The organism is Pseudomonas sp. 300 (assembly GCF_055803035.1).
In genome coordinates, this window is sequence record NZ_JAVLRV010000002.1 from 2,618,505 (window position 1) to 2,643,784 (window position 25,280).

Annotated in this window: 21 protein-coding genes; 5 read left to right on the top strand and 16 right to left on the bottom strand. The window is 57.5% G+C overall.

What is annotated here, in order from left to right; translation table 11 throughout:
• The 15 genes from Q7W83_RS18315 to mtnA all read right to left on the bottom strand — a co-directional run.
• Window positions 1-796, bottom strand: a 796-nt coding sequence (locus Q7W83_RS18315; protein ID WP_473656449.1) for a DegT/DnrJ/EryC1/StrS family aminotransferase, incomplete at its 3' end; no start/stop codon positions are given.
• Window positions 789-1,379 (bottom strand): acyltransferase, encoded by a 591-nt coding sequence (locus Q7W83_RS18320; protein WP_473656450.1) that lies wholly within the window; start codon window positions 1,377-1,379, stop codon window positions 789-791. The genes Q7W83_RS18315 and Q7W83_RS18320, both read right to left, overlap by 8 nt.
• 154 nt (window positions 1,380-1,533) lie before the next feature.
• The gene (gene wbpB, locus Q7W83_RS18325) at window positions 1,534-2,484 is read right to left on the bottom strand and encodes a UDP-N-acetyl-2-amino-2-deoxy-D-glucuronate oxidase (protein ID WP_473656451.1); all 951 of its coding nucleotides are present in this window, start codon (window positions 2,482-2,484) and stop codon (window positions 1,534-1,536) included.
• Window positions 2,485-2,565: 81 nt separating this feature from the next.
• On the bottom strand, window positions 2,566-3,879 hold the full coding sequence (gene wbpA, locus Q7W83_RS18330; protein WP_473656452.1) for a UDP-N-acetyl-D-glucosamine 6-dehydrogenase: 1,314 nt from the start codon (window positions 3,877-3,879) through the stop codon (window positions 2,566-2,568).
• 770 nt (window positions 3,880-4,649) lie between these two features.
• The gene (locus tag Q7W83_RS18335; protein WP_473656453.1) at window positions 4,650-4,883 is read right to left on the bottom strand and encodes a LapA family protein; all 234 of its coding nucleotides are present in this window, start codon (window positions 4,881-4,883) and stop codon (window positions 4,650-4,652) included.
• Between the two features lie 15 nt (window positions 4,884-4,898).
• Window positions 4,899-5,195, bottom strand: coding sequence for an integration host factor subunit beta (gene ihfB, locus Q7W83_RS18340; protein ID WP_473656454.1), 297 nt, complete (start codon window positions 5,193-5,195; stop codon window positions 4,899-4,901).
• A gap of 149 nt (window positions 5,196-5,344) precedes the next feature.
• Window positions 5,345-5,623, bottom strand: coding sequence for a hypothetical protein (locus Q7W83_RS18345; protein WP_150653846.1), 279 nt, complete (start codon window positions 5,621-5,623; stop codon window positions 5,345-5,347).
• Window positions 5,624-5,839: 216 nt separating this feature from the next.
• Window positions 5,840-7,528: a 30S ribosomal protein S1 gene (gene rpsA, locus Q7W83_RS18350; protein ID WP_150630124.1), complete on the bottom strand. Its 1,689-nt coding sequence runs from the start codon at window positions 7,526-7,528 to the stop codon at window positions 5,840-5,842.
• 120 nt (window positions 7,529-7,648) lie between these two features.
• Window positions 7,649-8,338: a (d)CMP kinase gene (cmk, locus tag Q7W83_RS18355; RefSeq protein WP_008031791.1), complete on the bottom strand. Its 690-nt coding sequence runs from the start codon at window positions 8,336-8,338 to the stop codon at window positions 7,649-7,651.
• The gene (locus Q7W83_RS18360) at window positions 8,335-10,542 is read right to left on the bottom strand and encodes a bifunctional prephenate dehydrogenase/3-phosphoshikimate 1-carboxyvinyltransferase (protein ID WP_473657656.1); all 2,208 of its coding nucleotides are present in this window, start codon (window positions 10,540-10,542) and stop codon (window positions 8,335-8,337) included. The genes cmk and Q7W83_RS18360 overlap by 4 nt, the downstream gene beginning before the upstream one ends.
• Before the next feature lie 28 nt (window positions 10,543-10,570).
• Entirely contained in the window at window positions 10,571-11,683 is a 1,113-nt protein-coding gene (gene hisC / locus Q7W83_RS18365; RefSeq protein WP_473656455.1) for a histidinol-phosphate transaminase, read from the bottom strand.
• 10 nt (window positions 11,684-11,693) lie between these two features.
• A complete protein-coding gene (gene pheA, locus Q7W83_RS18370; RefSeq protein ID WP_007899727.1) occupies window positions 11,694-12,788 on the bottom strand; it encodes a prephenate dehydratase in 1,095 nt (364 codons plus the stop codon).
• Window positions 12,788-13,873, bottom strand: a complete 1,086-nt coding sequence (gene serC / locus Q7W83_RS18375) for a 3-phosphoserine/phosphohydroxythreonine transaminase (protein ID WP_150637801.1) — start codon at window positions 13,871-13,873, stop codon at window positions 12,788-12,790. Before serC ends, pheA begins: the two co-directional genes overlap by 1 nt.
• A 251-nt stretch (window positions 13,874-14,124) precedes the next feature.
• Window positions 14,125-16,788 (bottom strand): DNA gyrase subunit A, encoded by a 2,664-nt coding sequence (gyrA, locus tag Q7W83_RS18380; protein WP_150630128.1) that lies wholly within the window; start codon window positions 16,786-16,788, stop codon window positions 14,125-14,127.
• Window positions 16,789-17,222: 434 nt separating this feature from the next.
• Window positions 17,223-18,299 (bottom strand): S-methyl-5-thioribose-1-phosphate isomerase, encoded by a 1,077-nt coding sequence (gene mtnA / locus Q7W83_RS18385; protein ID WP_150630129.1) that lies wholly within the window; start codon window positions 18,297-18,299, stop codon window positions 17,223-17,225.
• Window positions 18,300-18,406: 107 nt separating this feature from the next.
• Here mtnA and Q7W83_RS18390 point away from each other — a divergent pair, with 107 nt between their 5' ends.
• The 5 genes from Q7W83_RS18390 to Q7W83_RS18410 all read left to right on the top strand — a co-directional run bounded on the left by Q7W83_RS18390 (window position 18,407) and on the right by Q7W83_RS18410 (window position 23,298).
• Window positions 18,407-19,741: a TRZ/ATZ family hydrolase gene (locus Q7W83_RS18390; RefSeq protein WP_150630130.1), complete on the top strand. Its 1,335-nt coding sequence runs from the start codon at window positions 18,407-18,409 to the stop codon at window positions 19,739-19,741.
• A 56-nt stretch (window positions 19,742-19,797) separates the two neighbouring features.
• Entirely contained in the window at window positions 19,798-20,496 is a 699-nt protein-coding gene (gene ubiG, locus Q7W83_RS18395; protein ID WP_109633737.1) for a bifunctional 2-polyprenyl-6-hydroxyphenol methylase/3-demethylubiquinol 3-O-methyltransferase UbiG, read from the top strand.
• Window positions 20,497-20,500: 4 nt separating this feature from the next.
• Complete coding sequence (gene mupP / locus Q7W83_RS18400) at window positions 20,501-21,172, top strand: N-acetylmuramic acid 6-phosphate phosphatase MupP (RefSeq protein WP_056856462.1); 672 nt, start codon at window positions 20,501-20,503, stop codon at window positions 21,170-21,172.
• 86 nt (window positions 21,173-21,258) lie between these two features.
• Window positions 21,259-21,999, top strand: coding sequence for a YciK family oxidoreductase (locus tag Q7W83_RS18405; protein ID WP_008031809.1), 741 nt, complete (start codon window positions 21,259-21,261; stop codon window positions 21,997-21,999).
• A 372-nt stretch (window positions 22,000-22,371) separates the two neighbouring features.
• The gene (locus Q7W83_RS18410; RefSeq protein WP_150630133.1) at window positions 22,372-23,298 is read left to right on the top strand and encodes a GGDEF domain-containing protein; all 927 of its coding nucleotides are present in this window, start codon (window positions 22,372-22,374) and stop codon (window positions 23,296-23,298) included.
• Window positions 23,299-23,346: 48 nt separating this feature from the next.
• Here the strand turns inward: Q7W83_RS18410 and Q7W83_RS18415 are convergent, their stop codons facing one another.
• Window positions 23,347-25,221 carry an MFS transporter gene (locus tag Q7W83_RS18415; protein WP_150630134.1) on the bottom strand — a complete coding sequence of 625 codons (1,875 nt, stop codon included), beginning with the start codon at window positions 25,219-25,221 and terminating at the stop codon, window positions 23,347-23,349.
• Between the last annotated feature and the right edge of the window lie 59 nt (window positions 25,222-25,280).

Below are 25,280 nucleotides of genomic sequence, written 5' to 3' on the forward strand. Positions count from 1 at the left end.
CCCCCCCCAACAACTGACTATAACGAGCTGCTACCTGTTGACGCATCAGAGTCTCGTCGCCGAAAATTTCAAGTTTCTGCAAAAGAATTGCCGCCTGCAAAGTATCCAAGCGACTATTAACCCCCACCCTGACATGATGATAGCGTCGATCCTGCCCATGTCGCGCTATCTGACGCATAACCTTGGCCAGTTCTTCATCATTGGTGAAAATGGCCCCACCGTCGCCATAGCAACCCAAAGGTTTGCTAGGAAAAAAACTGGTGCAAGCAATGGTCGTCAAATTGCACGAGCGACGCCCTTTGTAGGTTGCACCGAAGCTCTGAGCTGCGTCTTCTATAACCGGTATACCGTAGCGAGCAGCAATGGCGTTGATTTCATCGTAATCAGCACATTGCCCGTAAAGCGACACAGGGATAATTGCCTTCGTCCTAGGCGTGATAGCCGACTCCAGCAATTGCGGGTCAAGGTTGTAGGTTCGCGGATCAACGTCCACATAAACCGGCTTCGCGCCCAAAAGCGCTACTGTTTCTGCGGTTGCAATGTAGGTAAATCCTGGAGTGATGACTTCATCGCCCGGGCCTATACCCAACGCCATTTGCGCAATTTGCAAAGCATCCGTGCCGTTAGCGCAAGTGATGCAGTACTTCGCCCCGACAAAGGCAGCCAATTGCTCTTCCAACTCTGCGACTTCTGGGCCGAGAATATACTGGCCATGAGCTAGTACTCGTTGAATAGCCGCATCAATTTTGTCTTTGATTCGGAGTTGCTGGGTTTTAAGATCAATAAATTCAATCACGGTCGATGTCCAATTTTGTGATTCGGTCACCCGCCAAAATATAGCGTGCTCCAGTATGAGCACAGACTGCCTCCCCTTCACCTTGAAGAGGTAACTCAAGTTGTTCGCCAAACTGGCTCATCCAGCCGATCTGACGAGCGGGTACTCCCACCATCAAAGCATAGGCAGGAACCGATTTATTGACCACAGCGCCCGCTCCGACAAAAGAAAACTCGCCAATGGTCACGCCACATACGATAGTGCAGTTGGCACCCAAGGTTGCCCCGGTCTTTACGAGGGTATCGCGATATTCACTTTTGCGCTCGACCAGCGAGCGAGGATTGTAAACGTTAGTGAACACCATACTGGGACCACAGAACACACCGTTCTCTAAGGTCACATTGTCGTACACAGATACATTGTTCTGAATCTTGCAGTTATCACCAATAATAACTTTATTGCCGACAAAGACATTTTGCCCCAAAGAGACACCTTTACCGATGCGAGCGCCACCACAGACGTGAACAAAATGCCAGATTCTCGTTGCCTCTCCGATTTGTGCTCCGGGATCAACAATGGCAGATGAATGTTGGTAATGCGACATGCTAAGCCCTCAGCAATCGATGATATGACGCGAACAACTCAAGGAGAAAATTCGGCGCAAAGACGAAATGAGCCCGTAGGTTTTAATGGAAGCATCCGCAGTGAGACTGCTTCTTTATACTTCCAGAATTTCGCCCTTGCCAGACACGCGGCTCTTATCCGATCAAACCGGAAAGTGCTGGGTGTCCTTCATTATCGGAAGGCGTAACAATGCGCGACGAGCGAATGACATCCACCGTTTCGACACAATGCCGTGCATCTTCCAGACCGTACCCTCTACCTGCCAGAATTTCTTGGTAGCTCGTCGTATGCAAGTCGGTGAAACCTTCGGAAAACTCCATCTCCTCACCGTCTACAGTAATAGAACGATAAGTCGGTTTCTTGCCTTTCACGGAGTCAGGAAGATCGTTTGCATCAATGGACAAAAACCAACGCACCCGAGCCTTTTCATATTCAAGGTAACCAGCAGCCTTATAATCATTAGCGAAGTGAACAACATTGCGCTGGAGCTTGCCGAAAATAAAGTGCAGCATGTCATAAAAATGTACGCCAATATTGGTAGCGACACCGAATGACTTACGCGGGTCCCCCTTCCAACTTTCCATATACCACTTTCCTCTCGAAGTAATATAGGTAAGATCAACATCATATTTTTGCTGTTTATTCTCGTTCGCCACTTTATTTTTCAGGGCAAGAATCGCCTGGTGATGACGCAACTGGAGAATATTGTAAACACGAAAGTCGCTTTCTTGTTCAACCCGTGCAAGTTCATCTAGAATCGCAACAGTCGGCACCAATGGTTTTTCACAAATAACATCACAGCCCATGCGCAACCCAGCAGCGACATGAGCGTGATGCAAATAATTTGGTGAACATATTGCAACGTAATCAAGTGCTGTCTGTGGGTTACGCTTGAGGCGAAACGCATGCTCTTGAAATCGCTCAAACTCGGTGAAAAACTCGCTTTCAGGAGAAATGCTGTCAATAACACCTACAGAGTCGTTGATGTCATATGCAGACACCAACACATTGCCAGTATCCTTGATGGCTCGCATATGACGAGGCGCGATATAACCAGCGGCGCCGATCAGTGCAAAATTTTTCATTGAGCGCTATTCCTTCCGAAGCGCGATTACCCGACCGAGACTCTGAGGACCAGACGGGTTCGCAATTCCAATTTATGTGTATCAAGCCTTGATGATATGAGCAGCAGCGGTACGGTATTTCCCCCTGCTATCAACGATCAAACGAGCCGACGCTTTGATCAGATCATAATCAAATTTGTCATGATCCGTTGCCAAAACAACTGCATCGTAACCCGCCAGGCTTTCTTCACTCAGAGCCAAACTGCTCAGCTCGAAATGATGCTCGCGCATTTTTGGAAACACCGGCACATGCGGATCACTGTACGAAATGACGCAACCTTTTGTCTCCAAAAGCTCCATTATCTCCACAGATGGCGACTCTCGCATATCATCTACGTTTTTCTTGTAGGCAATACCTAATATCAAAACGCGACTACCTTTCAATGCTTTGCCATGGTCATTCAATGCATCCATGAGCTTCCCGACAACATACTCGGGCATTGCCTGGTTAACTTCGCCAGATAGCTCGATAAAGCGAGTATGCAGGCCATACTCACGCGCCTTCCACGTCAGGTAAAACGGGTCGATAGGAATGCAATGCCCGCCCAGTCCCGGCCCTGGGTAATAAGCCGTGAAGCCGAATGGCTTAGTAGCAGCGGCATCCACCACTTCAAAAATATCGATACCCATGCGGTCGGCCACGATCTTCATCTCGTTAACCAAGCCAATATTCACCGCACGGTGGATATTCTCGAGCAATTTGGTCATTTCAGCAGCTTTCGTGGAACTGACCGGTACAACTTTATCGATAGCCTGCTCGTAAAGCGCCACACCGACTTCCAGGCATTCCGGGGTATCACCCCCGATGATTTTCGGAATTGTCCGGGTTTCAAAGTCAGGATTCCCCGGGTCTTCCCGCTCAGGGGAATACACCAGGAAGATGTCCTTGCCAACAACCAGCCCACCTTCTTGAACCCGCGGCAGAAGCTCTTCCTCGGTAGTTCCTGGGTAAGTGGTACTCTCAAGGGACACCACTTGACCGGCGCGAAGGTATGGTTTGATCGCATCAGTCGTATTGATAACGAAACTCATATCCGGTTCGCGATATTTGTTCAGAGGCGTAGGAACACAAAGAATGAGGGCATCACACTCCGCCGCGCGACTGAAATCAACAGTCGCCTCAAAGCCGCTCTTGCACGCTTGAGATATTTTGCTCGAAGGAATGTGCTCTATGTAGCTTTCGCCAGCATTTAGTTTGCTGACCTTGTGACTATCAATGTCAATACCGAGCACACGGAAGCCAATCGCATTGTAACGAAGCATTAAAGGCAGGCCGACATATCCAAGGCCTACGATTCCGATCAATGCCTCTTTACTTTTGAACTTGGCGACACTGGCCTGTTTCTGCAGGGGCATCAGTAATACTCCAACTCTAAAAACCTGAAAATTATCAGCTTGGGTTTGCGCGGATAGTCAAAATCTGACTACCAGGGCGCTCCTGTATCTCAAATGCAAATCAAGCCCGGATCTCGCTACCGCGGGACCGACACCCTCAAAGCCTTGCCGGTGAAGGTGGATGGCGACGCATAGCACTTAGCCATGACTGCCAAAAAAAAGCTGTTGGATTATCTCACACCGCGATCTTCGGAGTGACTTGTATGTCACCGAATGGTCGGCAAACTACTTCGATCAGTTATTCACTACATGCTATTGCATCGCCGTCGTTAATCAAAACTATTTGTACCGTATGTGACGTCTGGATGGCGCACACTAGATTGAGGACTTCAGCCCACGCCAGCCGCGCTGCCAGAGCCGACATTCACATACTACAAGTAGGGCGATAGAACCCGGTGAAAATCCCAGTGAGCCATTATAACGCCACCAGCCCACGCACAGGCCCAGGAATTTTCCGCCTCCCGAAAAAAAGCCGACCACACTAGATCACGATTGAAAATCGGGGCACACACCAGGATGTAGACGTTTTTCAGGGCGCGTCGACCCAAATTTCATGGGTTTTCTTAAAAAAAAAGAGTGACCACCGCCACTCTCGAGCACATGCACATTCATGCGAGATGCATGCGAGGCATGAACATAATCCGATCACAAAAAAGCCTTGTCCGATGAGAGTCACCCAGCCCAAACGACGGATTCAGAGCACTCCCAGAAAAAACAGGCCTAACGAATCATCAATGAGCTCGGATTGCCATTTTTTTGCGGCCAGTTAAAATCCCCAAGATAGGACCAATAATCATACCCACAAGCAATGAGCCCGCTATGCACAGGGAAACGGGGACCTGAGGTGTCGACCAACCGATGAACGACAGTGCAACAGGCTGCTGATTTTCAAGCACAAACGCTACACAAATGAGCACAATCAACAGAATAGACAGAACAAGTATCACACGCTTAAAACCACGCATCAGCGCCTCCGACGATCAAACCTCGCTCTCTTCATCCTCATTTACCCGATCCCGCAACTCTTTCCCCGGTTTGAAATGGGGAACGAATTTGCCGTCAAGGCTGACGGACTGACCGGTTTTCGGATTGCGCCCTACTCGCGGCGCCCGATAATGCAAGGAGAAGCTACCAAATCCACGGATCTCGATACGATCACCGGTGGCCAGACATTGGGACATTTGTTCAAGCATAGTCTTGATGGCCAGCTCCACATCCTTTGATGAGAGCAGCCCTTGATGGGTGACAATTCGTTCGATCAACTCCGACTTCGTCATATTTTTCCCTTCTTTTTCAAGCAGCTAGGAAAATCGCTTCAAAGGTTTTAGCATGCCCGAAGGAATTTGAACAGCCCGAGCTTTGACATATCTTCGCTGTCAAGGGGATGACCTATTTCAGCCCAGAAAGCCGATCAAGCGCGACCTGCTCATCTGCAGATAACCAGCATGGTGCGCGTCAGATAACCTGCGGGGTTGAACCCAAAGGGAAACTCATCTTCGTCTTTGGCGTCATCGGATCGAGTGACCACCTTGTAACCAGCGCCCTTGCACTCCTTGGCAGCGCGCTTGTGACATTTCTCCCATCCCGACCCCAACCCCGAACAATCGACCTCGATGCCACTGACCCCACGTGCGGCGTGGGTCTTGGCATTAGTGGTACAACCCGCCAATGTCAGTAATGCTATTGCGACAATCAGCCTATTCATTCTCTTCCTTATGCCGGGCGCCCTGCCCGAGCTCCGCTCGCTTCTGATTAAAGACTAGCCCAAATAAGCGATTGATCCGATTAAAGAAAGAGACAGCTGCGCGGGGCTATTGGTTTCATGGGCCATCAATGTCGTGCGACGCCGTTACTGCAAACACCAAATCGCAGGCACAAAAAAGGGCGACCGAAGTCGCCCTTTTTAACGATCAAGCAGAACTTAGTTCTGTTTGGCCATTGCCTGGCGCAGCAGTGCCGCCATGGTGGTGTCAGCAGCAGCTTCACCTTCCGGAGCCGATTTCAGGCTCTGGATGGCTTCTTTCTCTTCAGCATCGTCTTTCGATTTGATCGACAGCTGAATGACGCGGCTCTTACGATCAACGCTGATGATCTTGGCTTCTACTTCCTGGCCTTCTTTCAGAACGTTGCGCGCGTCTTCAACGCGGTCACGGCTGATTTCGGAGGCTTTCAGAGTCGCTTCGATATCGTCGGCCAGAGTGATGATGGCGCCTTTAGCGTCAACTTCCTTCACGATGCCTTTAACGATTGCGCCTTTGTCGTTCTCTTGAACGTACTCGGAGAACGGATCGCTTTCCAGTTGCTTGATACCCAAGGAGATGCGCTCGCGCTCTGGGTCAACCGACAGGATAACGGTGTCCAGCTCGTCGCCCTTCTTGAAGCGGCGAACGGCTTCTTCGCCCACTTCGTTCCAGGAGATGTCGGACAGGTGAACCAGACCGTCGATGCCGCCGTCCAGACCAATGAAGATACCGAAATCGGTGATCGACTTGATGGTGCCGGAGATTTTATCGCCCTTGTTGAACTGGCCAGAGAAATCTTCCCATGGGTTAGATTTGCACTGCTTGATGCCGAGGGAGATACGACGACGCTCTTCGTCGATGTCCAGAACCATAACTTCCACTTCGTCGCCGACTTGTACGACTTTCGAAGGGTGGATGTTTTTGTTGGTCCAGTCCATTTCGGAAACGTGTACCAGACCTTCAACGCCTTCTTCCAGCTCAGCGAAGCAGCCGTAGTCGGTCAGGTTGGTTACACGAGCGGTAACGCGAGTGCTTTCTGGGTAACGGGCTTTGATAGCAACCCATGGATCTTCGCCCAGTTGCTTGAGGCCCAGGGAAACACGATTGCGCTCGCGATCGTACTTCAGAACCTTGACATCGATCTCGTCGCCAACGTTGACGATTTCGGAAGGATGCTTGATACGCTTCCAAGCCATGTCGGTAATGTGCAGCAGGCCATCGACGCCACCCAGATCGACGAATGCGCCGTAATCGGTGAGGTTCTTGACGATACCTTTGACTTGTTGACCTTCCTGCAGGGATTCCAGCAGAGCTTCACGCTCGGCGGAGTTCTCGGCTTCGAGGACGCTACGACGGGAAACGACAACGTTGTTGCGTTTCTGGTCGAGTTTGATGACCTTGAATTCCAGCTCTTTGCCTTCCAGGTGCGTGGTATCGCGCACAGGACGGACGTCAACCAGGGAACCTGGCAGGAACGCACGGATGCCGTTAACGTCGACAGTGAAGCCGCCTTTAACCTTACCGTTGATAACGCCCTTGACCACTTCCTCGGCTGCGAAGGCAGCTTCCAGAACAATCCAGCATTCAGCGCGCTTGGCTTTTTCACGGGACAGTTTGGTTTCACCAAAGCCGTCTTCAACCGAGTCCAGCGCAACGTGAACTTCGTCACCGACATTGATAGTCAGATCGCCAGCGTCGTTGTAGAACTGCTCAAGCGGGATGAGTGCTTCAGACTTCAGGCCAGCGTGAACGGTTACCCAGCGAGCTTGGTAATCGATATCAACGATAACACCGGTGATGATGGAGCCTGCCTGAAGGTTCAGGGTTTTTAGGCTTTCTTCAAAGAGTTCCGCAAAGCTTTCGCTCATTTTAATTCCTGTTGAATAAGGGCGAAGGATACGCCCATCTCCACATCCCAGACGACGTGGGTTACGTTCATTTAAAGAAGCGGCGCAGGACTATGACTGGTCCCCTGCACAACTTCTTGGTCACCCGGCGATATCGCGAATGGCGATCTCGCTCATGATGCGTTCCAGCACCTGGTCGATGGATAATTCCGTGGAATCCAGCTGTATGGCGTCAGCCGCCGGCTTAAGCGGGGCTACCGCTCGCTGGGTATCACGCTCATCGCGTGCACGTATCTCATCTAGCAGACTCGACAGACTAACACCATCGACTTTGCCCTTCAACTGCAAGTATCGACGGCGCGCACGCTCCTCGGCACTGGCGGTGAGGAAAATCTTCAACGGTGCATCCGGAAAAACCACCGTACCCATGTCGCGCCCATCGGCCACCAGGCCCGGCGCTTCCTGGAATGCACGCTGGCGCTGCAGCAGCGCCTCGCGCACTGCGGGCAATGCCGCGACCTGCGAGGCACCGGAGCCGATGCTTTCGGTGCGAATCACATCGCTGACTTCATCGCCCTCGAGAATGATGCGCTGCAACTGACCGTCGGTCGCCGCGATGAATTGCACATCCAGATGAGCGGCGAGTTTCTTCAGCAACTCTTCATTGGTGAGGTCGACACCGTGATTATGCGCAGCGAAGGCCAGCAACCGATAAAGCGCACCGGAATCCAGCAGGTTCCAACCCAGACGCTTGGCCAGAATGCCAGCCACCGTGCCCTTGCCGGAGCCGCTTGGCCCATCGATGGTAATGACCGGTGCGATGTTTTTCACGACTGAGCCTCTTGTGCAACACGGATACCGACCTGCGCGCACAGCGCCAGGAAGTTCGGGAACGAGGTTGCGACGTTGGCGCAGTCATGGATGCGAATTGGTGCAGTGGCACGCAGCGACGCCACGCTGAAAGCCATGGCAATCCGGTGATCGCCGTGACCATGCACTTCGCCGCCGCCGATCAGGCCGCCGTCGATGATGATGCCGTCCGGGGTCGGTTCGCACTTGACGCCCAGTGCCAGCAAGCCATCGGCCATGACCTGGATCCGGTCCGACTCCTTGACGCGCAACTCTTCGGCGCCGCGCAGGATGGTGCGCCCTTCGGCACACGCCGCCGCCACGAACAACACCGGGAATTCGTCGATGGCCAATGGAACCAGCGCTTCGGGAATCTCGATACCTTTGAGTTTAGCTGCACGCACGCGCAGGTCCGCTACCGGCTCGCCGCCGACCTCGCGCTGGTTTTCCAGGGTGATGTCGGCGCCCATCAGGCGCAGGATGTCGATCACGCCGGTACGGGTCGGGTTGATGCCGACGTGCTCGAGCACCAGCTCGGAACCTTCGGCGATCGACGCCGCCACCAGGAAGAACGCCGACGACGAGATGTCGCCCGGCACTTCAATGTGGGTCGCGGTCAGCTTGTGGCCGGATTCGACCGAAGCTGTAGCGCCATTGACGCTGACCGGGTAGCCAAAGCCGCGCAGCATGCGCTCGGTGTGGTCGCGCGTCGGTGCAGGCTCGGTGACGGTGGTTTTGCCCTCGGCGTACAGACCGGCCAACAGCAGGCAGGATTTAACCTGGGCACTGGCCATCGGCATGGTGTAGGTCAGGCCTTTAAGCTTGTTGCCGCCACGGATGATCATCGGTGGACGACCTTCAGCAGCGGTCTCGATCACGGCGCCCATTTCACGCAGCGGATTGGCCACGCGATTCATCGGACGCTTGGACAGCGAGGCGTCACCGGTCAAGGTGCTATCGAAGTTCTGCGCAGCCAACAGGCCGGACAGCAGACGCATCGAGGTGCCGGAGTTGCCCAGATAGATCGGACCCGGTGCAGGCTTCAATCCGTGCAGACCGACGCCATGGATGGTCACGCGCCCGTGGTGCGGTCCTTCGATCACGACACCCATGTCACGGAAGGCCTGCAAGGTCGCCAGAGCGTCTTCGCCCTCGAGGAAACCTTCGACTTCGGTGACGCCTTCAGCCAGGGAGCCGAGCATGATCGAACGGTGGGAAATCGATTTGTCGCCCGGTACACGAATCCGCCCAGTCAGGCGGCCACCAGGTTGTCCCAGGAAAATCAGGTCGTTGGAGTTCATAGCGTCCACATAAGCCCGGCGGGCCAGGATTTTACTGAAATGTTCGCGGGCAACCCGGGCGCGCGTGAACACGCCCAACAATTGGTGCCCATCCCCTGCATCGACCGCGTCGCGCAAGGCGTCGAGGTCGCTGCGAAATGTATCGAGTGTGCGCAGGACAGCTTCGCGGTTGGCGAGGAAGATGTCGTGCCACATGACCGGGTCACTTCCCGCGATTCTTGTGAAATCGCGGAAACCGCCGGCAGCGTAACGGAAGATCTCAAGGTTTTCATTGCGTTTGGCCAATGAATCGACCAAACCGAACGCCAGCAAGTGCGGCAAATGGCTGGTCGCCGCCAACACTTCGTCGTGACGCTCGACCTGCATGTGCTCGACATCGGCGCCCAGTTCGCGCCACAACCGGTCGACCACGGCCAGCGCGGCCGGATCGGTTTGGTCCAGCGGTGTCAGAATCACTCTATGGCGACGAAACAGTTCGGCATTGGAGGCTTCCACCCCGCTCTGCTCGGAACCGGCAATCGGATGGCCCGGTACGAAACGCGCCGGCATACCGCCAAACGCTTCGGTCGCGGCGCGCACGACGTTGCCCTTGGCACTGCCGACATCGGTCAGAATCGCTTGCCCGAGGTCCATGCTGGCCAACCGGCCGAGCATCTTCTCCATGGCCAGGATCGGCACGGCCAGCTGAATCACGTCGGCGCCCTGGCAGGCGACGGCCAGGTCTTCTTCGCAGCGATCCACCACGCCCAATTCGACCGCGAGCTTGCGCGACTGCGGGTCGAGATCGACGCCGACCACTTCGCGGCACAGGCCGCTTTCACGCAACCCCTTGGCAAACGAACCACCGATCAACCCCAGACCGACCACCACCAGGCGACCGATCACAGGTTCAGGAGATTGCAGAGCAGTGACATCAACCACGAGCCAGAACCTTGGTCAGCGCCTCGAGGAAGCGGCTGTTTTCCGCCGGCAAGCCGATGGTGATGCGCAAGTGGTTCGGCATGCCATAGTTGGCCACCGGACGCACGATCACGCCTTCGCGCAGCAAGCCCTGGAAGATCGGCAGAGCAACACGGCCCAGATCGACGCAGATGAAGTTGCCCTTGGACGCAATCCAGCTCAGCCCCAGTTCGCGGAAACCCGCTTCCAGTTGCTGCATGCCGGCTTCGTTCACGCGGCGGCTTTCAGCCAGGTACTCGGCGTCTTGCAGCACTGCGCACGCAGCGGCCAAGGCCAGGCTGTTGACGTTGAACGGCTGACGCACGCGATTCAGCACATCGGCAACCACCGCGGTAGACAAGCCATAACCGACCCGCAGCGCCGCCAGGCCGTAAGCCTTGGAGAAGGTGCGCGAGACCAGCAGGTTCGGGTACGCCGCCAGGAAGTCCAGGCCATCCGGCAAATCGCTGCCTTCGGCGTATTCAATGTAGGCCTCGTCCAGCACCACCAGCACGTGTTCCGGCACATCCTGCAGGAACTCGTCCAGCGCTTCGGCGCCAAACCAGGTCCCGGTCGGGTTGTTCGGGTTGGCGATGAAGACCACACGGGTATCGACATCGATCGCGGCCAGCATGGCCGACAGGTCATGGCCCCAGTCTTTGGCCGGGATGACTTTGGCCGTCGCACCGACCGCTTGGGTGACGATCGGATAGACCGCAAACGCATGCTCGCTGAACACCGCGTTCAGGCCCGGCGCCAGATAAGCGCGAGCGACCAGTTCCAGGATGTCGTTGGAGCCGTTGCCCAGCGTCACCTGATTCAGTTCGACGCGGCACTGATCGGCCAGCAGGGTCTTGAGCGCAAAACCGTTGCCATCCGGATAACGGGTCAGCTCGGCCAACTCTTCACGAATGGCCGCCAAGGCTTTTGGACTGGCGCCCAACGGATTTTCGTTGCTCGCCAGTTTGACGATGCTGGCCGGATCGATGTCCAGCTCACGCGCCAATTCGTCCACGGGTTTGCCCGGAACGTAAGGCGAAAGTTGTTGCACGCCCGGCTGTGCCAGAGCGAGGAAGTTGCCACTCATTTGCTACCCCTTAGAGAACGGCTTTCGGGTAGGAACCCAACACTTTAAGTGCCACTGCTTCCTGACTGATCTTTTCCAGCACACCTTTTACCAGCGGATCGCGATGGTGACCGACGAAGTCGATGAAGAACACGTAGGTCCATTTACCGCTGCGAGAAGGACGCGTCTCGATGCGCGTCAGGTCGATGCCATTGTCGTGGAACGGCACCAGCAACTCGTGAAGCGCGCCCGGCTTGTTGCTCATGGAGACGATGATCGAGGTCTTGTCGTCGCCGGTTGGTGGCACTTCCTGGCTGCCGATCATCAGGAATCGCGTGGAGTTGTCCGGACGATCCTCGATTTTCTCGGCCAGGCGGGTCAGCCCGTACAAGCCTGCGGCCATGTCGCCGGCAATCGCCGCCGAGTTCCACTCACCCTTGACCCGCTTCGCGGCTTCGGCGTTGCTGGAAACCGCCACGCGCTCGACATTCGGGTAGTGTGCATCCAGCCACTTGCGGCACTGGGCCAGCGACTGGGCGTGGGAATAGATGCGGCTGATGCTGTCGGTCTTGGTGTTTTCACCCACCAACAGGTGGTGGTGAATCCGCAACTCGACTTCGCCGCAGATGACCATGTCGTGTTCGAGGAAGCTGTCGAGCGTGTGGTTGACCGCACCCTCGGTGGAGTTTTCTACCGGGACCACGCCAAAGTTCACCGCGCCGGCCGCCACTTCGCGGAACACTTCATCGATCGCAGCCATCGGCTTGCTGATCACCGCGTGGCCGAAATGCTTCATGGCCGCCGCTTGGGTGAAAGTGCCTTCAGGGCCGAGGTAAGCCACTTTCAGCGGCTGCTCGAGCGCCAGGCACGAAGACATGATTTCGCGGAACAACCGCGCCATTTCTTCGTTGCCCAACGGGCCCTGATTGCGCTCCATCACACGCTTGAGCACCTGAGCTTCGCGCTCAGGACGATAGAACACCGGCACTTCGCCTTCGGCCAGCGAGGCCATCTTTACTCGCGCAACTTCCTGGGCGCAGCGTGCGCGCTCACTGATCAGCTCCAGGACTTTTTCGTCCAGGGCATCAATGCGCAGGCGCAGTGCCTTGAGTTCTTGCTCAGACATTAGCCGTGTTCCTTCTCGAACTCTGCCATGTACGAAACCAGTGCGTTGACCGCAACGATATCGACGGCGTTATAGATGGAGGCGCGCATGCCGCCCACGGACCGGTGACCCTTGAGGTTCAGCAAGCCACGTTCGTCGGCACCGGCCAGGAATGGCTTGTCCAGACGATCGTCAGCCAGACGGAACGGCACGTTCATCCATGAGCGATCGGACTTGTTGATCGGGTTGCTGTACAGGCCGCTGGCATCAATGAAGTCGTACAGCGTGCGCTGCTTCACGTCGTTGAGCTTGCCGATGGCTTCGACGCCGCCCTGCTCTTTCAGCCACTCGAACACCAGGCCGGACAGGTACCAGGCCAGGGTTGGCGGGGTGTTGTACATCGAACCGTTATCGGCCGCGACCTTGTAGTTGAGCATGGTCGGGCACAGGGAACGGGCGTGACCCAGCAGGTCTTCGCGAACGATGTTGACGACGATGCCGCTCGGGCCGATGTTTTTCTGGGCGCCGGCGTAGATCATGCCGAAGCGCGAGACATCGATCGGACGCGACAGGATGTCGGAAGACATGTCGGCGACCAGCGGAACGTCACCGGTTTCCGGAACCCAGTTGAATTCCAGACCACCGATGGTTTCGTTCGGTGCGTAGTGAACGTAGGCCGCGTCTTTCGACAGCTTCCATTCGTTCTGACCAGGGATAGCAAAATAGTCGTAAGGCTTGGCGGTGGCGGCGACATTGACGTTACCGTAGCGCGAAGCTTCTTCGATGGCTTTCTGCGACCAGATACCGGTGTCGATATAGTCGGCGGTGCCGCTTTCCGGCAGCAGGTTCAGAGGAATCTGCGCAAATTGCTGGCTGGCGCCACCTTGCAGAAACAGCACTTTATAGTTCGAGGGGATATTCAGCAGATCACGCAGATCCTGCTCGGCCTTGGTGGCGATGGACACGAACTCATCACTGCGATGGCTCATTTCCATGACCGACAGGCCCTTGCCGTGCCAATCAAGGAGTTCACCCTGGGCGCGCGTCAGGACAGCTTCGGGAAGTGCCGCAGGACCGGCACAGAAGTTATAGGCTCTCTTGCTCACATCCAATCTCGCTCTGATTTGGTGGTAGTCACGCAATAAATCACAACATCAATCGACACAGAGTCCCTGCTAAAGCAAAACATCTGTGGGAACGAGCCTGCTCGCAATGGCATCACCGCAGCGCCTCAGACGTATCGCGGCGCCTGCATCGCGACCAGGCTCGCTCCCACAAGGGATCTCCATGGGTGTCGATATTTCATTACGGACAAACAACAAGGGGGCGAATTTTCATCCGCCCCCTGTTTGTCCGCTTACTCTTGCGGTTCTTCGTCAGCGGCGGCGTCGAGCTGCTGGTCTTCGGCAACGTCGTCGATCACGACTTCACCGTCGAACACTGCACCTTCTTCACCCTCTTCACCTTCCAGCTCTTCACCTTCGACTTCCGACGGCTCCTGAACCCGTTCCAGACCGACCAGCGTTTCATCGCTGGCCAGTTTGATCAGGGTCACGCCCTGGGTGTTACGACCCAGGCTGGAAACTTCGTCGACACGGGTACGAACCAAGGTGCCCTGGTCGGAAATCAGCATGATTTCCTCGCCGTCGAGCACCTGGACTGCGCCGACCAGACGGCCGTTGCGGTCGTTGCTGACCATGGCGATAACGCCCTGACCGCCACGCTTGTACTCAGGGAACTCGGTGATCGCCGTACGCTTGCCGAAACCACGCGCCGAAGCGGTGAGGATCTGGCTGCCTTCTTCCGGGATCAGCATGGAAATCAGCTTCTGGCCTTCCGGCAGACGCATGCCGCGGACACCGCGAGCGGTACGGCCCATGGCGCGAACGTCGGTTTCCTTGAAGCGAGTGACCTTGCCGCCGTCGGAGAACAGCATGACTTCGCGGCTGCCATCGGTAATGGCAGCAGAGATCAGTACGTCACCTTCATCCAGTTCCAGCGCGATCAGACCAACGCTGCGTTGACGGCTGAAGGATTCCAGCGGGGTCTTCTTCACGGTGCCTTTGGCGGTGGCCATGAAGATGAAGTGACCTTCGGTGTATTCTTCGACCGGCAGCATGGTGGTGATGTATTCGTCACTGTCCAGCGGCAGCAGGTTGACCAGCGGACGACCACGGGCCGCACGGGATGCTTCCGGGATTTCGTAGGTTTTGAGCCAGTACACTTTGCCCTTGCTGGAGAACAGCAGCAGCGTGGTGTGGCTGTTGGCGACCAGCAGGTGAGCGATGTAGTCCTCATCCTTGACGCCGGTAGCCGACTTGCCTTTACCGCCACGACGCTGGGCCTGGTAAGCAGCCAAAGGCTGGGTCTTGGCGTAGCCACCGTGGGAAATGGTCACGACGCGCTCTTCTTCCGGGATCATGTCACCCAGGGTCAGGTCGAGACGGGCATCGAGAATTTCGGTGCGGCGCACGTCGCCGTATTCGGCGCGGATCACTTCCAGCTCTTCGCGGATCACTTCCATCAGGCGCGTGGCACTGCTGAGGATGCGGATCAGCTCGCCGATCTGGTTGAGGATCTCTTGATACTCGGCCAGCAGTTTTTCGTGTTCCAGACCGGTCAGGCGGTGCAGACGCAGTTCCAGAATGGCTTGCGCCTGTTCCGGCGACAGGAAGTACTTGCCTTCGCGCAGACCGTATTGCGGGTCCAGGGTCTCTGGACGGCAAGAGTCGGCACCGGCACGCTCTACCATCGCGACCACGGCGGAAGATTCCCACGCGGTCTTGATCAGCGCTTCCTTGGCTTCCGACGGCGTTGGCGAGGCCTTGATCAGCGCGATGACCGGGTCGATGTTCGACAGGGCAACCGCTTGACCTTCGAGGATGTGACCCCGTTCGCGGGCTTTGCGCAGTTCGAACACGGTGCGACGGGTAACGACTTCGCGACGGTGACGCACGAAGGCTTCCAGCAGATCCTTGAGGTTCAGGATCCGTGGACGGCCGTCGATCAGCGCAACGATGTTGATACCAAACACGGCTTGCAGCTGGGTCTGGGCGTAGAGGTTGTTGAGAATCACCTCAGGCACTTCACCGCGACGCAGCTCTATCACGACGCGCATACCGTCCTTGTCGGACTCGTCGCGCAGTTCGGTGATGCCTTCGAGTTTCTTCTCTTTTACCAGCTCGGCGATCTTCTCGATCAGACGGGCCTTGTTCAACTGGTAAGGGAGTTCGGTGATGACGATCTGCTGACGGCCACCGACCTTGTCGATGTCTTCGATCATCGAGCGGGCGCGCATGTAAATGCGCCCGCGACCGGTGCGGTAGGCTTCGATGATGCCGGCGCGACCGTTGATGATCGCGGCGGTCGGGAAGTCCGGACCGGGGATGTATTGCATCAGCTCATCGATGGTCAACTCGGGGTTGTCGATGAGGGCCAGGCAACCGTCGATGACTTCACCGAGGTTGTGCGGCGGGATGTTGGTCGCCATGCCCACGGCGATACCGCTGGAGCCGTTGACGAGCAGGTTGGGAATACGGGTCGGCATGACCGCCGGGATCATTTCGGTGCCGTCGTAGTTCGGCACCCAGTCCACGGTTTCTTTATGCAGGTCAGCCAGCAGCTCGTGCGCCAGCTTGGTCATGCGCACTTCGGTGTATCGCATGGCCGCAGCGTTGTCGCCGTCCACCGAACCGAAGTTGCCCTGACCATCTACCAGCAGGTAGCGCAGCGAGAATGGCTGCGCCATCCGAACGATGGTGTCGTACACCGCGGTATCACCGTGCGGGTGATACTTACCGATCACGTCACCGACCACACGGGCAGATTTCTTGTACGGCTTGTTGAAGTCGTTGCCCAGCTCGCTCATCGCGAACAGCACGCGCCGGTGCACGGGCTTCAAGCCATCGCGCGCATCCGGCAGGGCCCGCCCGACAATTACGCTCATCGCGTAGTCGAGGTAGGACTGCTTCAGCTCGTCTTCGATATTGACCGGGAGGATTTCTTTGGCCAGTTCGCCCATGAGAAGCTCGATTCCTTTTTCTGGTGAAACCTCGTCACATCCATATGGGACGAACGAAGCTCGCCGCTGCAGGCTGAGTGCCATGCACCGACTTACGACAAATCAACGAGTTATGCCATGGATTTGCGCAGTAAAGACAACCCCGTGGGACTGCCTCGGAAAACGCCGGATGTTATCACAAGAGCCGCCACGCACCTATCCCCCAGATGCGCATGGAGTGTAGTTAGTTGACTGGTGGCAGGCTTAACGGGGACGAGAGGGGCTTAGAGGGTTGCCGAATGCAGAATTCAGACTGTTTTATTGAATTTGCGGGCCTCATCGCGGGCAAGCCCGCTCCCACAGGGATCATGAAATGCCCGGGATTTGCGGCACAACACAAATTTCTGTGGGAGCGGGCTTGCCCGCGATGGCGATCGATCAGACACCAAATCCCTTCAATGCAGACGCTTGCGGCACATCAACTGCGCCATCTTCGCCGTGTCCGGACGCTCGACGATGCCTTTCTCGGTCACGATCGCGTCGATCAAGTCCGCCGGGGTGACGTCGAACACCGGGTTGAACGCATCGACATCCGCCCCGACCCGCTTGCCGCCCACTTCCAGCAACTCTCGGCCGTCACGCTCTTCAATCGGAATGTCGTCGCCGCTGGCCAGGTTCATGTCGATGGTCGAGCTCGGTGCCACCACCATGAAGCGCACGCCGTGGTGCATGGCGTTCACCGCCAGTTGATAAGTACCGATCTTGTTGGCCACGTCGCCATTGGCGGTGATCCGGTCGGCGCCGACGATGACCCAGGTAATGCCCTTGGTCTTCATGATGTGCGCGGCGGCGGAATCGGCATTGAGGGTCACGGGAATGCCTTCGTTGGCCAACTCCCATGCGGTCAGTCGCGAACCTTGCAGCCAGGGACGGGTTTCGTCGGCGTAGACGCGCTCGACCATGCCTTCGATAAAGGCCCCGCGAATAACCCCCAGCGCCGTGCCGAAACCGCCGGTGGCCAGCGCGCCGGTGTTGCAGTGGGTCAGGATCGCCTGCGCGTTGCCCTGGTGCTTGCGGATCAGGTCCACACCCAGTTGCGCCATGGTCAGGTTGGCTTCGCGATCACTTTCGTGAATGGCGATGGCCTCCGCCTCCAGCGCCGCCAAAGGGTCGGTATCGCCCTTGAGACGATCCAGGCGGTCACGCATGCGACTCAAGGCCCAGAACAGATTCACCGCCGTTGGACGGGAATCGGCCAGCAACGCGTAATCTTCTTCCCACGCTGCCTGCCAGTCACCGCCCTCGAGAATACGGGCGCGGGCTGACAGCACCATGGCATACGCGGCACTGATGCCAATCGCCGGCGCGCCGCGCACCACCATCGAACGAATCGCCTCGGCCACGCCGGCCGCGCTGGTGTAGGCGATCCAGGTTTCCTCGAACGGCAAAACACGCTGATCCAGCAGATAAAGGGCGCCATCACGCCAATCGATGGCCTTCACCTTCTCCGCAGCCAACAGTCGATCGCGCATCCCTCACCCCGCACTCATAAACAAAGCCGCCGATTATAGCGATCCCACCGCGAAGACGCTCGGGTATACTTCGCCATCCTTTACAAAAGCACTGGAACCGACCCTCGATGCCGAACACTGCCGCTGCGCTCGACCTGTTATTGCTGCCGACCTGGCTGGTACCCGTCGAACCCGCTGGCGTTGTCCTCAAAGAGCATGGCGTGGGCATCCGCGACGGGCGCATCGTGTTTATCGGCCCGCGGTCCGCCGCGCTGAAGCTTGACGCAACCGAAGTCCGCGAACTGCCGGACATGCTGCTCAGTCCCGGCCTGATCAACGCTCACGGGCACGCAGCGATGACGCTGTTCCGTGGCCTGGCCGACGACCTGCCGCTGATGACCTGGCTGGAAAACCACATCTGGCCCGCCGAAGCCAAATGGGTCGATGAAGCGTTTGTACGCGATGGTACCGACCTTGCCATCGCCGAACAGATAAAAGGTGGCATTACCTGCTTCTCTGACATGTATTTCTTCCCGAAGGTTGCCAGCGAACGCGTGCATAACAGCGGCATACGCGCGCAAATCGCGATTCCGATCCTCGATTTCCCGATTCCGGGCGCCAGTACGGCGGACGACGCCATTCGTCAGGGCGTTGAACTGTTCAACGATCTCAAGCACCACGAACGCATCAAAGTCACCTTCGGCCCCCATGCCCCCTACACCGTGGGCGACGAAAACCTGGAGAAAATCCGGGTGATCGCCGAAGAGCTGGACGCGTCGATTCACATGCACGTCCACGAAACAGCCTTCGAAGTGCAGCAATCGGTCGAGCAGCGTGGCGAGCGCCCGCTGGCCCGCCTTGCACGCCTGGGCCTGCTGGGGCCGCGCTTCCAGGCGGTTCACATGACGCAGATCAGCGAGGACGACCTGGTGATGCTGGTAGAAAGCAACACCAATGTGATTCATTGCCCGGAGTCGAACCTGAAACTGGCCAGCGGTTTCTGCCCGGTGGAGCGTTTGTGGCAGGCGGGCGTCAATGTGGCCGTCGGCACCGATGGTGCGGCCAGTAACAACGACCTCGACCTGCTTGGCGAAACCCGCACCGCTGCGTTGCTGGCCAAAGCCGTCGCCGGCTCGGCCACCGCACTGGACGCCCATCGCGCGTTGCGTATGGCCACGCTGAACGGCGCACGGGCGCTGGGGATCGAGGCCGAGGTCGGCTCGCTGGAAATCGGCAAAGCCGCGGACATGGTCGCGTTCGACCTTTCCGGCCTGGCGCAGCAACCGGTGTACGACCCGGTTTCACAGCTTATATACGCCACTGGCCGGGACTGCGTGAAACACCTTTGGGTAGGTGGCAAGCAATTGCTCGACGACCGCCGCCTGACCCGTCTGGATGAAGAACAGCTGTGCGCCACCGCCAAGGCCTGGGGCCAGCGCATCAGCGGCCATACCGAATTGTAAGCACCCTGGACTCAACGCCGGGGCAACAGGATTTTTCAAGTTTTAGAGGATGAACCATGAGTAACGTCGACTACGCCGAAATCGCCAAATTCGAAGCCCTGGCCCATCGCTGGTGGGATCGCGAAAGCGAGTTCAAGCCACTGCACGACATCAACCCGCTGCGGGTCAACTGGATTGACGAACGGGTCAATCTGGCCGGCAAGAAAGTCCTCGACGTCGGTTGCGGCGGCGGCATCCTCAGCGAAGCCATGGCGCAACGCGGCGCGACCGTGATGGGCATCGACATGGGCGAAGCGCCGCTGGCCGTCGCTCAACTGCATCAGCTGGAATCGGGTGTCAGCGTCGAGTACCGACAGATCACCGCCGAAGCCCTGGCTGAAGAAATGCCCGAGCAGTTCGACGTGGTCACTTGCCTGGAAATGCTTGAGCACGTGCCGGATCCGTCTTCGGTGATCCGCGCCTGCTTCAAAATGGTCAAACCGGGCGGCCAGGTGTTCTTCTCCACCATCAACCGCAACCCGAAGGCGTACCTGTTCGCCATCGTTGGCGCCGAATACATCATGAAGCTGCTGCCTCGCGGCACGCACGACTTCAAGAAATTCATCCGCCCTTCCGAGCTCGGTGCCTGGAGCCGCATGGCCGGTCTGACTGTCAAAGACATCATCGGCCTGACGTACAACCCGCTGACCAAGCACTACAAACTGGCGGCCGACGTGGACGTCAACTACATGATCCAGACCCTGCGCGAGGAGTAAGTCGATGCGTATCAGAGCAGTCCTTTTCGACATGGACGGCACGCTGCTCGACACCGCGCCGGACTTCATTGCGATCTGTCAGGCGATGCGTGCCGATCGCGGCTTGCCGCCGATCAACGACAAGCATATCCGCGACGAAATTTCCGGCGGCGCCAAGGCGATGGTCGCCGTGACGTTCAGCATGGACCCGGAATCGCCAGGCTTTGAAGCGCTGCGCCTGGAGTTCCTGGAGCGCTACCTCGTGGGTTGCGCGGTGCACAGCAAACTGTTCGACGGTATGGGCGAGTTGCTGGCCGACATCGAGAAAGCCAACCTGATCTGGGGCGTGGTCACCAACAAACCACTGCGGTTTGCCGAGCCGATCATGCAGCAACTCGGGTTGGCCGAACGCTCGGCGCTGCTGATTTGCCCGGATCACGTGAAGAACAGCAAACCGGACCCGGAGCCGTTGATCCTGGCGTGCAAGATGCTCGACCTCGATCCGGCCAGCGTGCTGTTTGTGGGGGATGACCTGCGTGACATCGAATCCGGTCGTGATGCCGGCACCAAGACCGCCGCCGTGACCTTTGGCTACATCCACCCCGACGATAACCCGCGGCACTGGGGTGCGGACGTGGTGGTCGATCATCCGCTGGAGTTGCGCAAGGTGTTGGACAGCGCGCTCTGTAGCTGCTGATCCGCACCGCTTCGTAGGAGCCGGCTTGCCGGGCTCCTGCAGGACCGCGCATCGGTCGCCCGCATTCTGATTTTTGAGGTTTTTTTATGTTTGATTATTCCGCCCGCCCTGAATTGCTCAAGGACCGGGTCATCCTGGTCACTGGCGCCGGTCGCGGTATTGGCGCTGCCGCTGCGAAAACCTACGCCGCGCATGGCGCCACCGTGCTGTTGCTGGGCAAGACCGAAGCCAACCTGACTCAGGTCTACGACGAAATCGAAGCCGCCGGTCATCCACAACCTGCGGTCATCCCGTTCAATCTGGAAACCGCCCTGCCCCATCAATACGATGAGTTGGCGGCGATGATCGAAACTGAATTCGGCCACCTCGACGGTTTGCTGCACAACGCGTCGATCATTGGTCCTCGCACGCCGATCGAACAGCTCTCCGGCGAGAACTTCATGCGTGTCATGCAAGTCAACGTCAACGCCATGTTCATGCTCACCAGCACGCTGTTGCCACTGCTCAAACTGTCGCAGGACGCCTCGGTGGTATTCACTTCCAGCAGCGTCGGCCGCAAGGGGCGTGCGTATTGGGGCGCTTATGGCGTCTCCAAGTTCGCCACCGAAGGCCTGATGCAAACCCTGGCCGACGAAGTCGACACCGTCGCCCCGGTACGTTCCAACAGCATCAACCCCGGCGCCACCCGCACCAGCATGCGTGCCCAGGCTTATCCCGGCGAAAACCCGCTGAACAATCCGACGCCTGAGGAGATCATGCCGGTCTACCTCTACCTGATGGGCCCGGACAGCACCGGTATCAACGGCCAGGCGTTCAACGCTCAGTAACACCGTGCGTCGCTTTTGTGCCGTGGCGAATTTCCGTCACGGCACCCATAAGCGGCGCAACTGCACCTGAATTCAGTCAAACAAATGTCGCCGAATAAGCTGAAAACAACTTAAGACACTTCCAGTGCGTTGATTTTAAACGGCTTTAATCCGAATGAACCGAATGGCATGACTTTCGCTCTATATCTGTTCAGACACGCGGTGTGAAAGCAGGCGGGCAGACCTTCGGGTCGATTGGTTACTAATCTCCAGCAAAGCAGATTAGACTTGCTCCAAATGTCCTACGGGACTGATGGACCAGTATGACGCGCAGCCCAAAGCCGCTCTCACCCAGCCTGTAAGACAGCCTTACTGCTTAGGGGTGCACGCCATATGAAATCACCTTCCCAGACCAACGCAATTGACTTCGATAGCGCCAAATTGCAACGCCTGGGCTTTGGTCAGCAGCCCCCTCTTCTGGAGAGGCCGGTCAGCCTTGCGCAATTGCGCCAGCAACTGAGTTTGCAGCTGCAAACCAGTCTTGAGCCGCAACGCATTCTTGGGCTCTTCTACCGTGAAATTCAGCGACTCGTACCGCTCGATGCCCTGAGCTACCAACACAAGGCCAGCGATTTGCGCCTGGAATACGGCCAGCGCGGCCACCATTCGATCAGCTATAGCCTCAGCCATGAAGGCGAGCATCTGGGTGAACTGGTGTTCCGCCGCAATCAGCGTTTCAGCGAGCAGGAACTGGGCAATCTCGAATCTTCGCTGTCCGCGTTGATGTACCCGATGCGTAATGCGCTGCTTTACCGCGCAGCTACCCAAAGTGCCCTGCGCGACCCCCTCACCGACACCGGTAACCGCATTGCCATGGATCAGACGCTGCAGCGGGAAATCGAGATGTCGCGCCGGCATCTGCAACCTTTGTCACTGCTGATGCTGGACATCGACCACTTCAAACACATCAACGATAACCACGGGCACAGCGCCGGCGATGACGTGCTCAGGGGTGTCGCCGCTTCGATCAAGAGCCAGCTGCGCAACGTCGACATGGTGTTCCGCTTTGGTGGCGAGGAGTTTTTGATTCTGTTGTCCAACACCGGCCGGGAAGCCGCCGCCATGGTCGGCGAGCGACTGCGATTCGCGGCACAAGCCAAGAATTTTTCAGCCGATGGCAACCTGATCGAGCTGACCGTCAGCCTCGGCTGCTCGACCCTGTTGCCCGGAGAATCGGCCGAGAGCCTGTTGCGTAGGGCCGACAGTGCGCTCTATGTGGCCAAGCGCGAAGGACGCAACCGCTTGGCGATGGCGGGCTGACCGCCGCCAGCGCGGGCTCGCGGTAATATCGGCCCGCATCGACAAGGATCAGCGAACAGCGCCGCGCAACGCCCCGACCAACCCTTGCAGCTTCGCCGGTTCCGCTGCCTCAACTGCCACCGCCGGCCCCGCCACCAGGGTCACCCGCGACCACAACCGACGGAACACGCCCTTGTCGGGATCGCGACTGAAGAAACTCCCCCACAGCCCCTGCAATGCCAGCGGAATCACCGGCACAGGCGTCTCTTCGAGAATCCGCGTCAACCCGCCCTTGAACTCGTTGATCTCGCCATCGGCGGTCAATTTGCCTTCAGGGAAGATGCATACCAGCTCACCGTCCTTCAGATATTGAGCAATGCGCGTGAAGGCTCTTTCGTAAATCTGAATGTCTTCCTGACGTCCCGCGATCGGAATGGTCCCGGCCGTGCGGAAGATGAAGTTCAGCACCGGCAGGTTGTAGATCTTGTAGTACATCACAAAGCGAATCGGCCGACGCACCGCGCCGCCGATCAGCAGCGCGTCGACGAAAGACACGTGATTGCACACCAGCAGCGCCGCGCCTTCATCCGGTATCAGCTCCAGATTGCGATGCTCCACGCGGTACATGGAATGGCTGAGCAGCCAGATCATGAAACGCATGCTGAACTCGGGAACGATTTTGAAGATGTACGCGTTGACGCCAATGTTCAGCAGCGACACCACCAGGAACAAGTGCGGGATCGACAGCTTGGCCAGGCTCAGCAGCACGATCGAAACAATTGCCGAGACCACCATGAACAGCGCGTTGAGAATGTTGTTGGCGGCAATCACCCGCGCCCGCTCGTTCTCCGGGGTGCGCGACTGGATCAGCGCGTACAGCGGCACGATGTAGAAACCACCAAAAACCCCCAGGCCGAGAATGTCGATCAACACCAGCCAGGTGTGGCCAAAACCGAGAATCTCGATCCAGCCATGGCCGTTGACGCTGTCGGGAATTCCGCCGGAATGCCACCACAGCAACAAACCGAACACCGTCAAACCAAACGAGCCGAAAGGCACCAGACCGATCTCGACTTTACGCCCGGACAGTTTTTCGCAAAGCAGCGAACCCAGCGCAATGCCGACCGAGAACACAGTGAGAATAAGGGTCACCACGGTTTCGTCGCCGTGCATCCATTCCTTGGCATACGCCGGGATTTGCGTGAGATAAATCGCCCCGACAAACCAGAACCACGAGTTGCCGACAATCGAGCGCGAGACCGCCGGCGTTTGCCCCAGGCCCAGTTTCAAGGTGGCCCAGGATTGACTGAAGATGTTCCAGTTCAGGCGCATCTGCGGCGACGAGGCCGCCGCCCGTGGAATGCTGCGACTGGCCAGATAACCGAGCACTGCAATGCCGATGATCGCCGTGGACACGATGGGCGCGTAATGCGCGGACGACATCATGACCCCGGCGCCGATGGTCCCGGCGAGGATGGCCAGGAAGGTGCCCATTTCCACCAGGCCGTTGCCGCCTACCAGCTCCTCTTCATGCAAGGCCTGGGGCAGGATCGAGTATTTCACCGGCCCGAACAGCGCCGAGTGCGTACCCATGGCAAACAGCGCCAGCAGCATCAGCGACAGGTGATCGAAGACGAACCCGACCGCGCCGATCGCCATGATGACGATCTCCCCGAGCTTGATCAGGCGAATCAGCGCGTCCTTGGCGAACTTCTCGCCAAACTGCCCGGCCAGTGCCGAGAACAGAAAGAACGGCAGAATGAACAGCAACGCACACAGATTGACCCAGATCGAACGATCCCCCTCGATGGACAATTTGTACAAAATGGCGAGGATCAACGATTGCTTGAAGACGTTGTCGTTGAACGCCCCGAGGGACTGGGTCACGAAAAACGGCAGGAAGCGGCGGGTGCGAAGCAAGGTGAACTGTGAGGGGTGACTCATCTTCCGTGTGTCCCTGTGATGGCGTGGATACTGCTATTGGAATGTCGGACGTCGATCCA

Bases quoted from the DNA above. Each gene is read 5' to 3' on its own strand.
- Q7W83_RS18320 (WP_473656450.1), bottom strand. From the start codon at position 1,379: ATGTCGCATTACCAACATTCATCTGCCATTGTTGATCCCGGAGCACAA.
- wbpB (WP_473656451.1), bottom strand. From the start codon at position 2,484: ATGAAAAATTTTGCACTGATCGGCGCCGCTGGTTATATCGCGCCTCGT.
- wbpA (WP_473656452.1), bottom strand. From the start codon at position 3,879: ATGCCCCTGCAGAAACAGGCCAGTGTCGCCAAGTTCAAAAGTAAAGAG.
- Q7W83_RS18335 (WP_473656453.1), bottom strand. From the start codon at position 4,883: ATGCGTGGTTTTAAGCGTGTGATACTTGTTCTGTCTATTCTGTTGATT.
- ihfB (WP_473656454.1), bottom strand. From the start codon at position 5,195: ATGACGAAGTCGGAGTTGATCGAACGAATTGTCACCCATCAAGGGCTG.
- Q7W83_RS18345 (WP_150653846.1), bottom strand. From the start codon at position 5,623: ATGAATAGGCTGATTGTCGCAATAGCATTACTGACATTGGCGGGTTGT.
- rpsA (WP_150630124.1), bottom strand. From the start codon at position 7,528: ATGAGCGAAAGCTTTGCGGAACTCTTTGAAGAAAGCCTAAAAACCCTG.
- hisC (WP_473656455.1), bottom strand. From the start codon at position 11,683: ATGAGTGGCAACTTCCTCGCTCTGGCACAGCCGGGCGTGCAACAACTT.
- pheA (WP_007899727.1), bottom strand. From the start codon at position 12,788: ATGTCTGAGCAAGAACTCAAGGCACTGCGCCTGCGCATTGATGCCCTG.
- gyrA (WP_150630128.1), bottom strand. From the start codon at position 16,788: ATGGGCGAACTGGCCAAAGAAATCCTCCCGGTCAATATCGAAGACGAG.
- mtnA (WP_150630129.1), bottom strand. From the start codon at position 18,299: ATGCGCGATCGACTGTTGGCTGCGGAGAAGGTGAAGGCCATCGATTGG.
- Q7W83_RS18390 (WP_150630130.1), top strand. From the start codon at position 18,407: ATGCCGAACACTGCCGCTGCGCTCGACCTGTTATTGCTGCCGACCTGG.
- ubiG (WP_109633737.1), top strand. From the start codon at position 19,798: ATGAGTAACGTCGACTACGCCGAAATCGCCAAATTCGAAGCCCTGGCC.
- mupP (WP_056856462.1), top strand. From the start codon at position 20,501: ATGCGTATCAGAGCAGTCCTTTTCGACATGGACGGCACGCTGCTCGAC.
- Q7W83_RS18405 (WP_008031809.1), top strand. From the start codon at position 21,259: ATGTTTGATTATTCCGCCCGCCCTGAATTGCTCAAGGACCGGGTCATC.
- Q7W83_RS18410 (WP_150630133.1), top strand. From the start codon at position 22,372: ATGAAATCACCTTCCCAGACCAACGCAATTGACTTCGATAGCGCCAAA.
- Q7W83_RS18415 (WP_150630134.1), bottom strand. From the start codon at position 25,221: ATGAGTCACCCCTCACAGTTCACCTTGCTTCGCACCCGCCGCTTCCTG.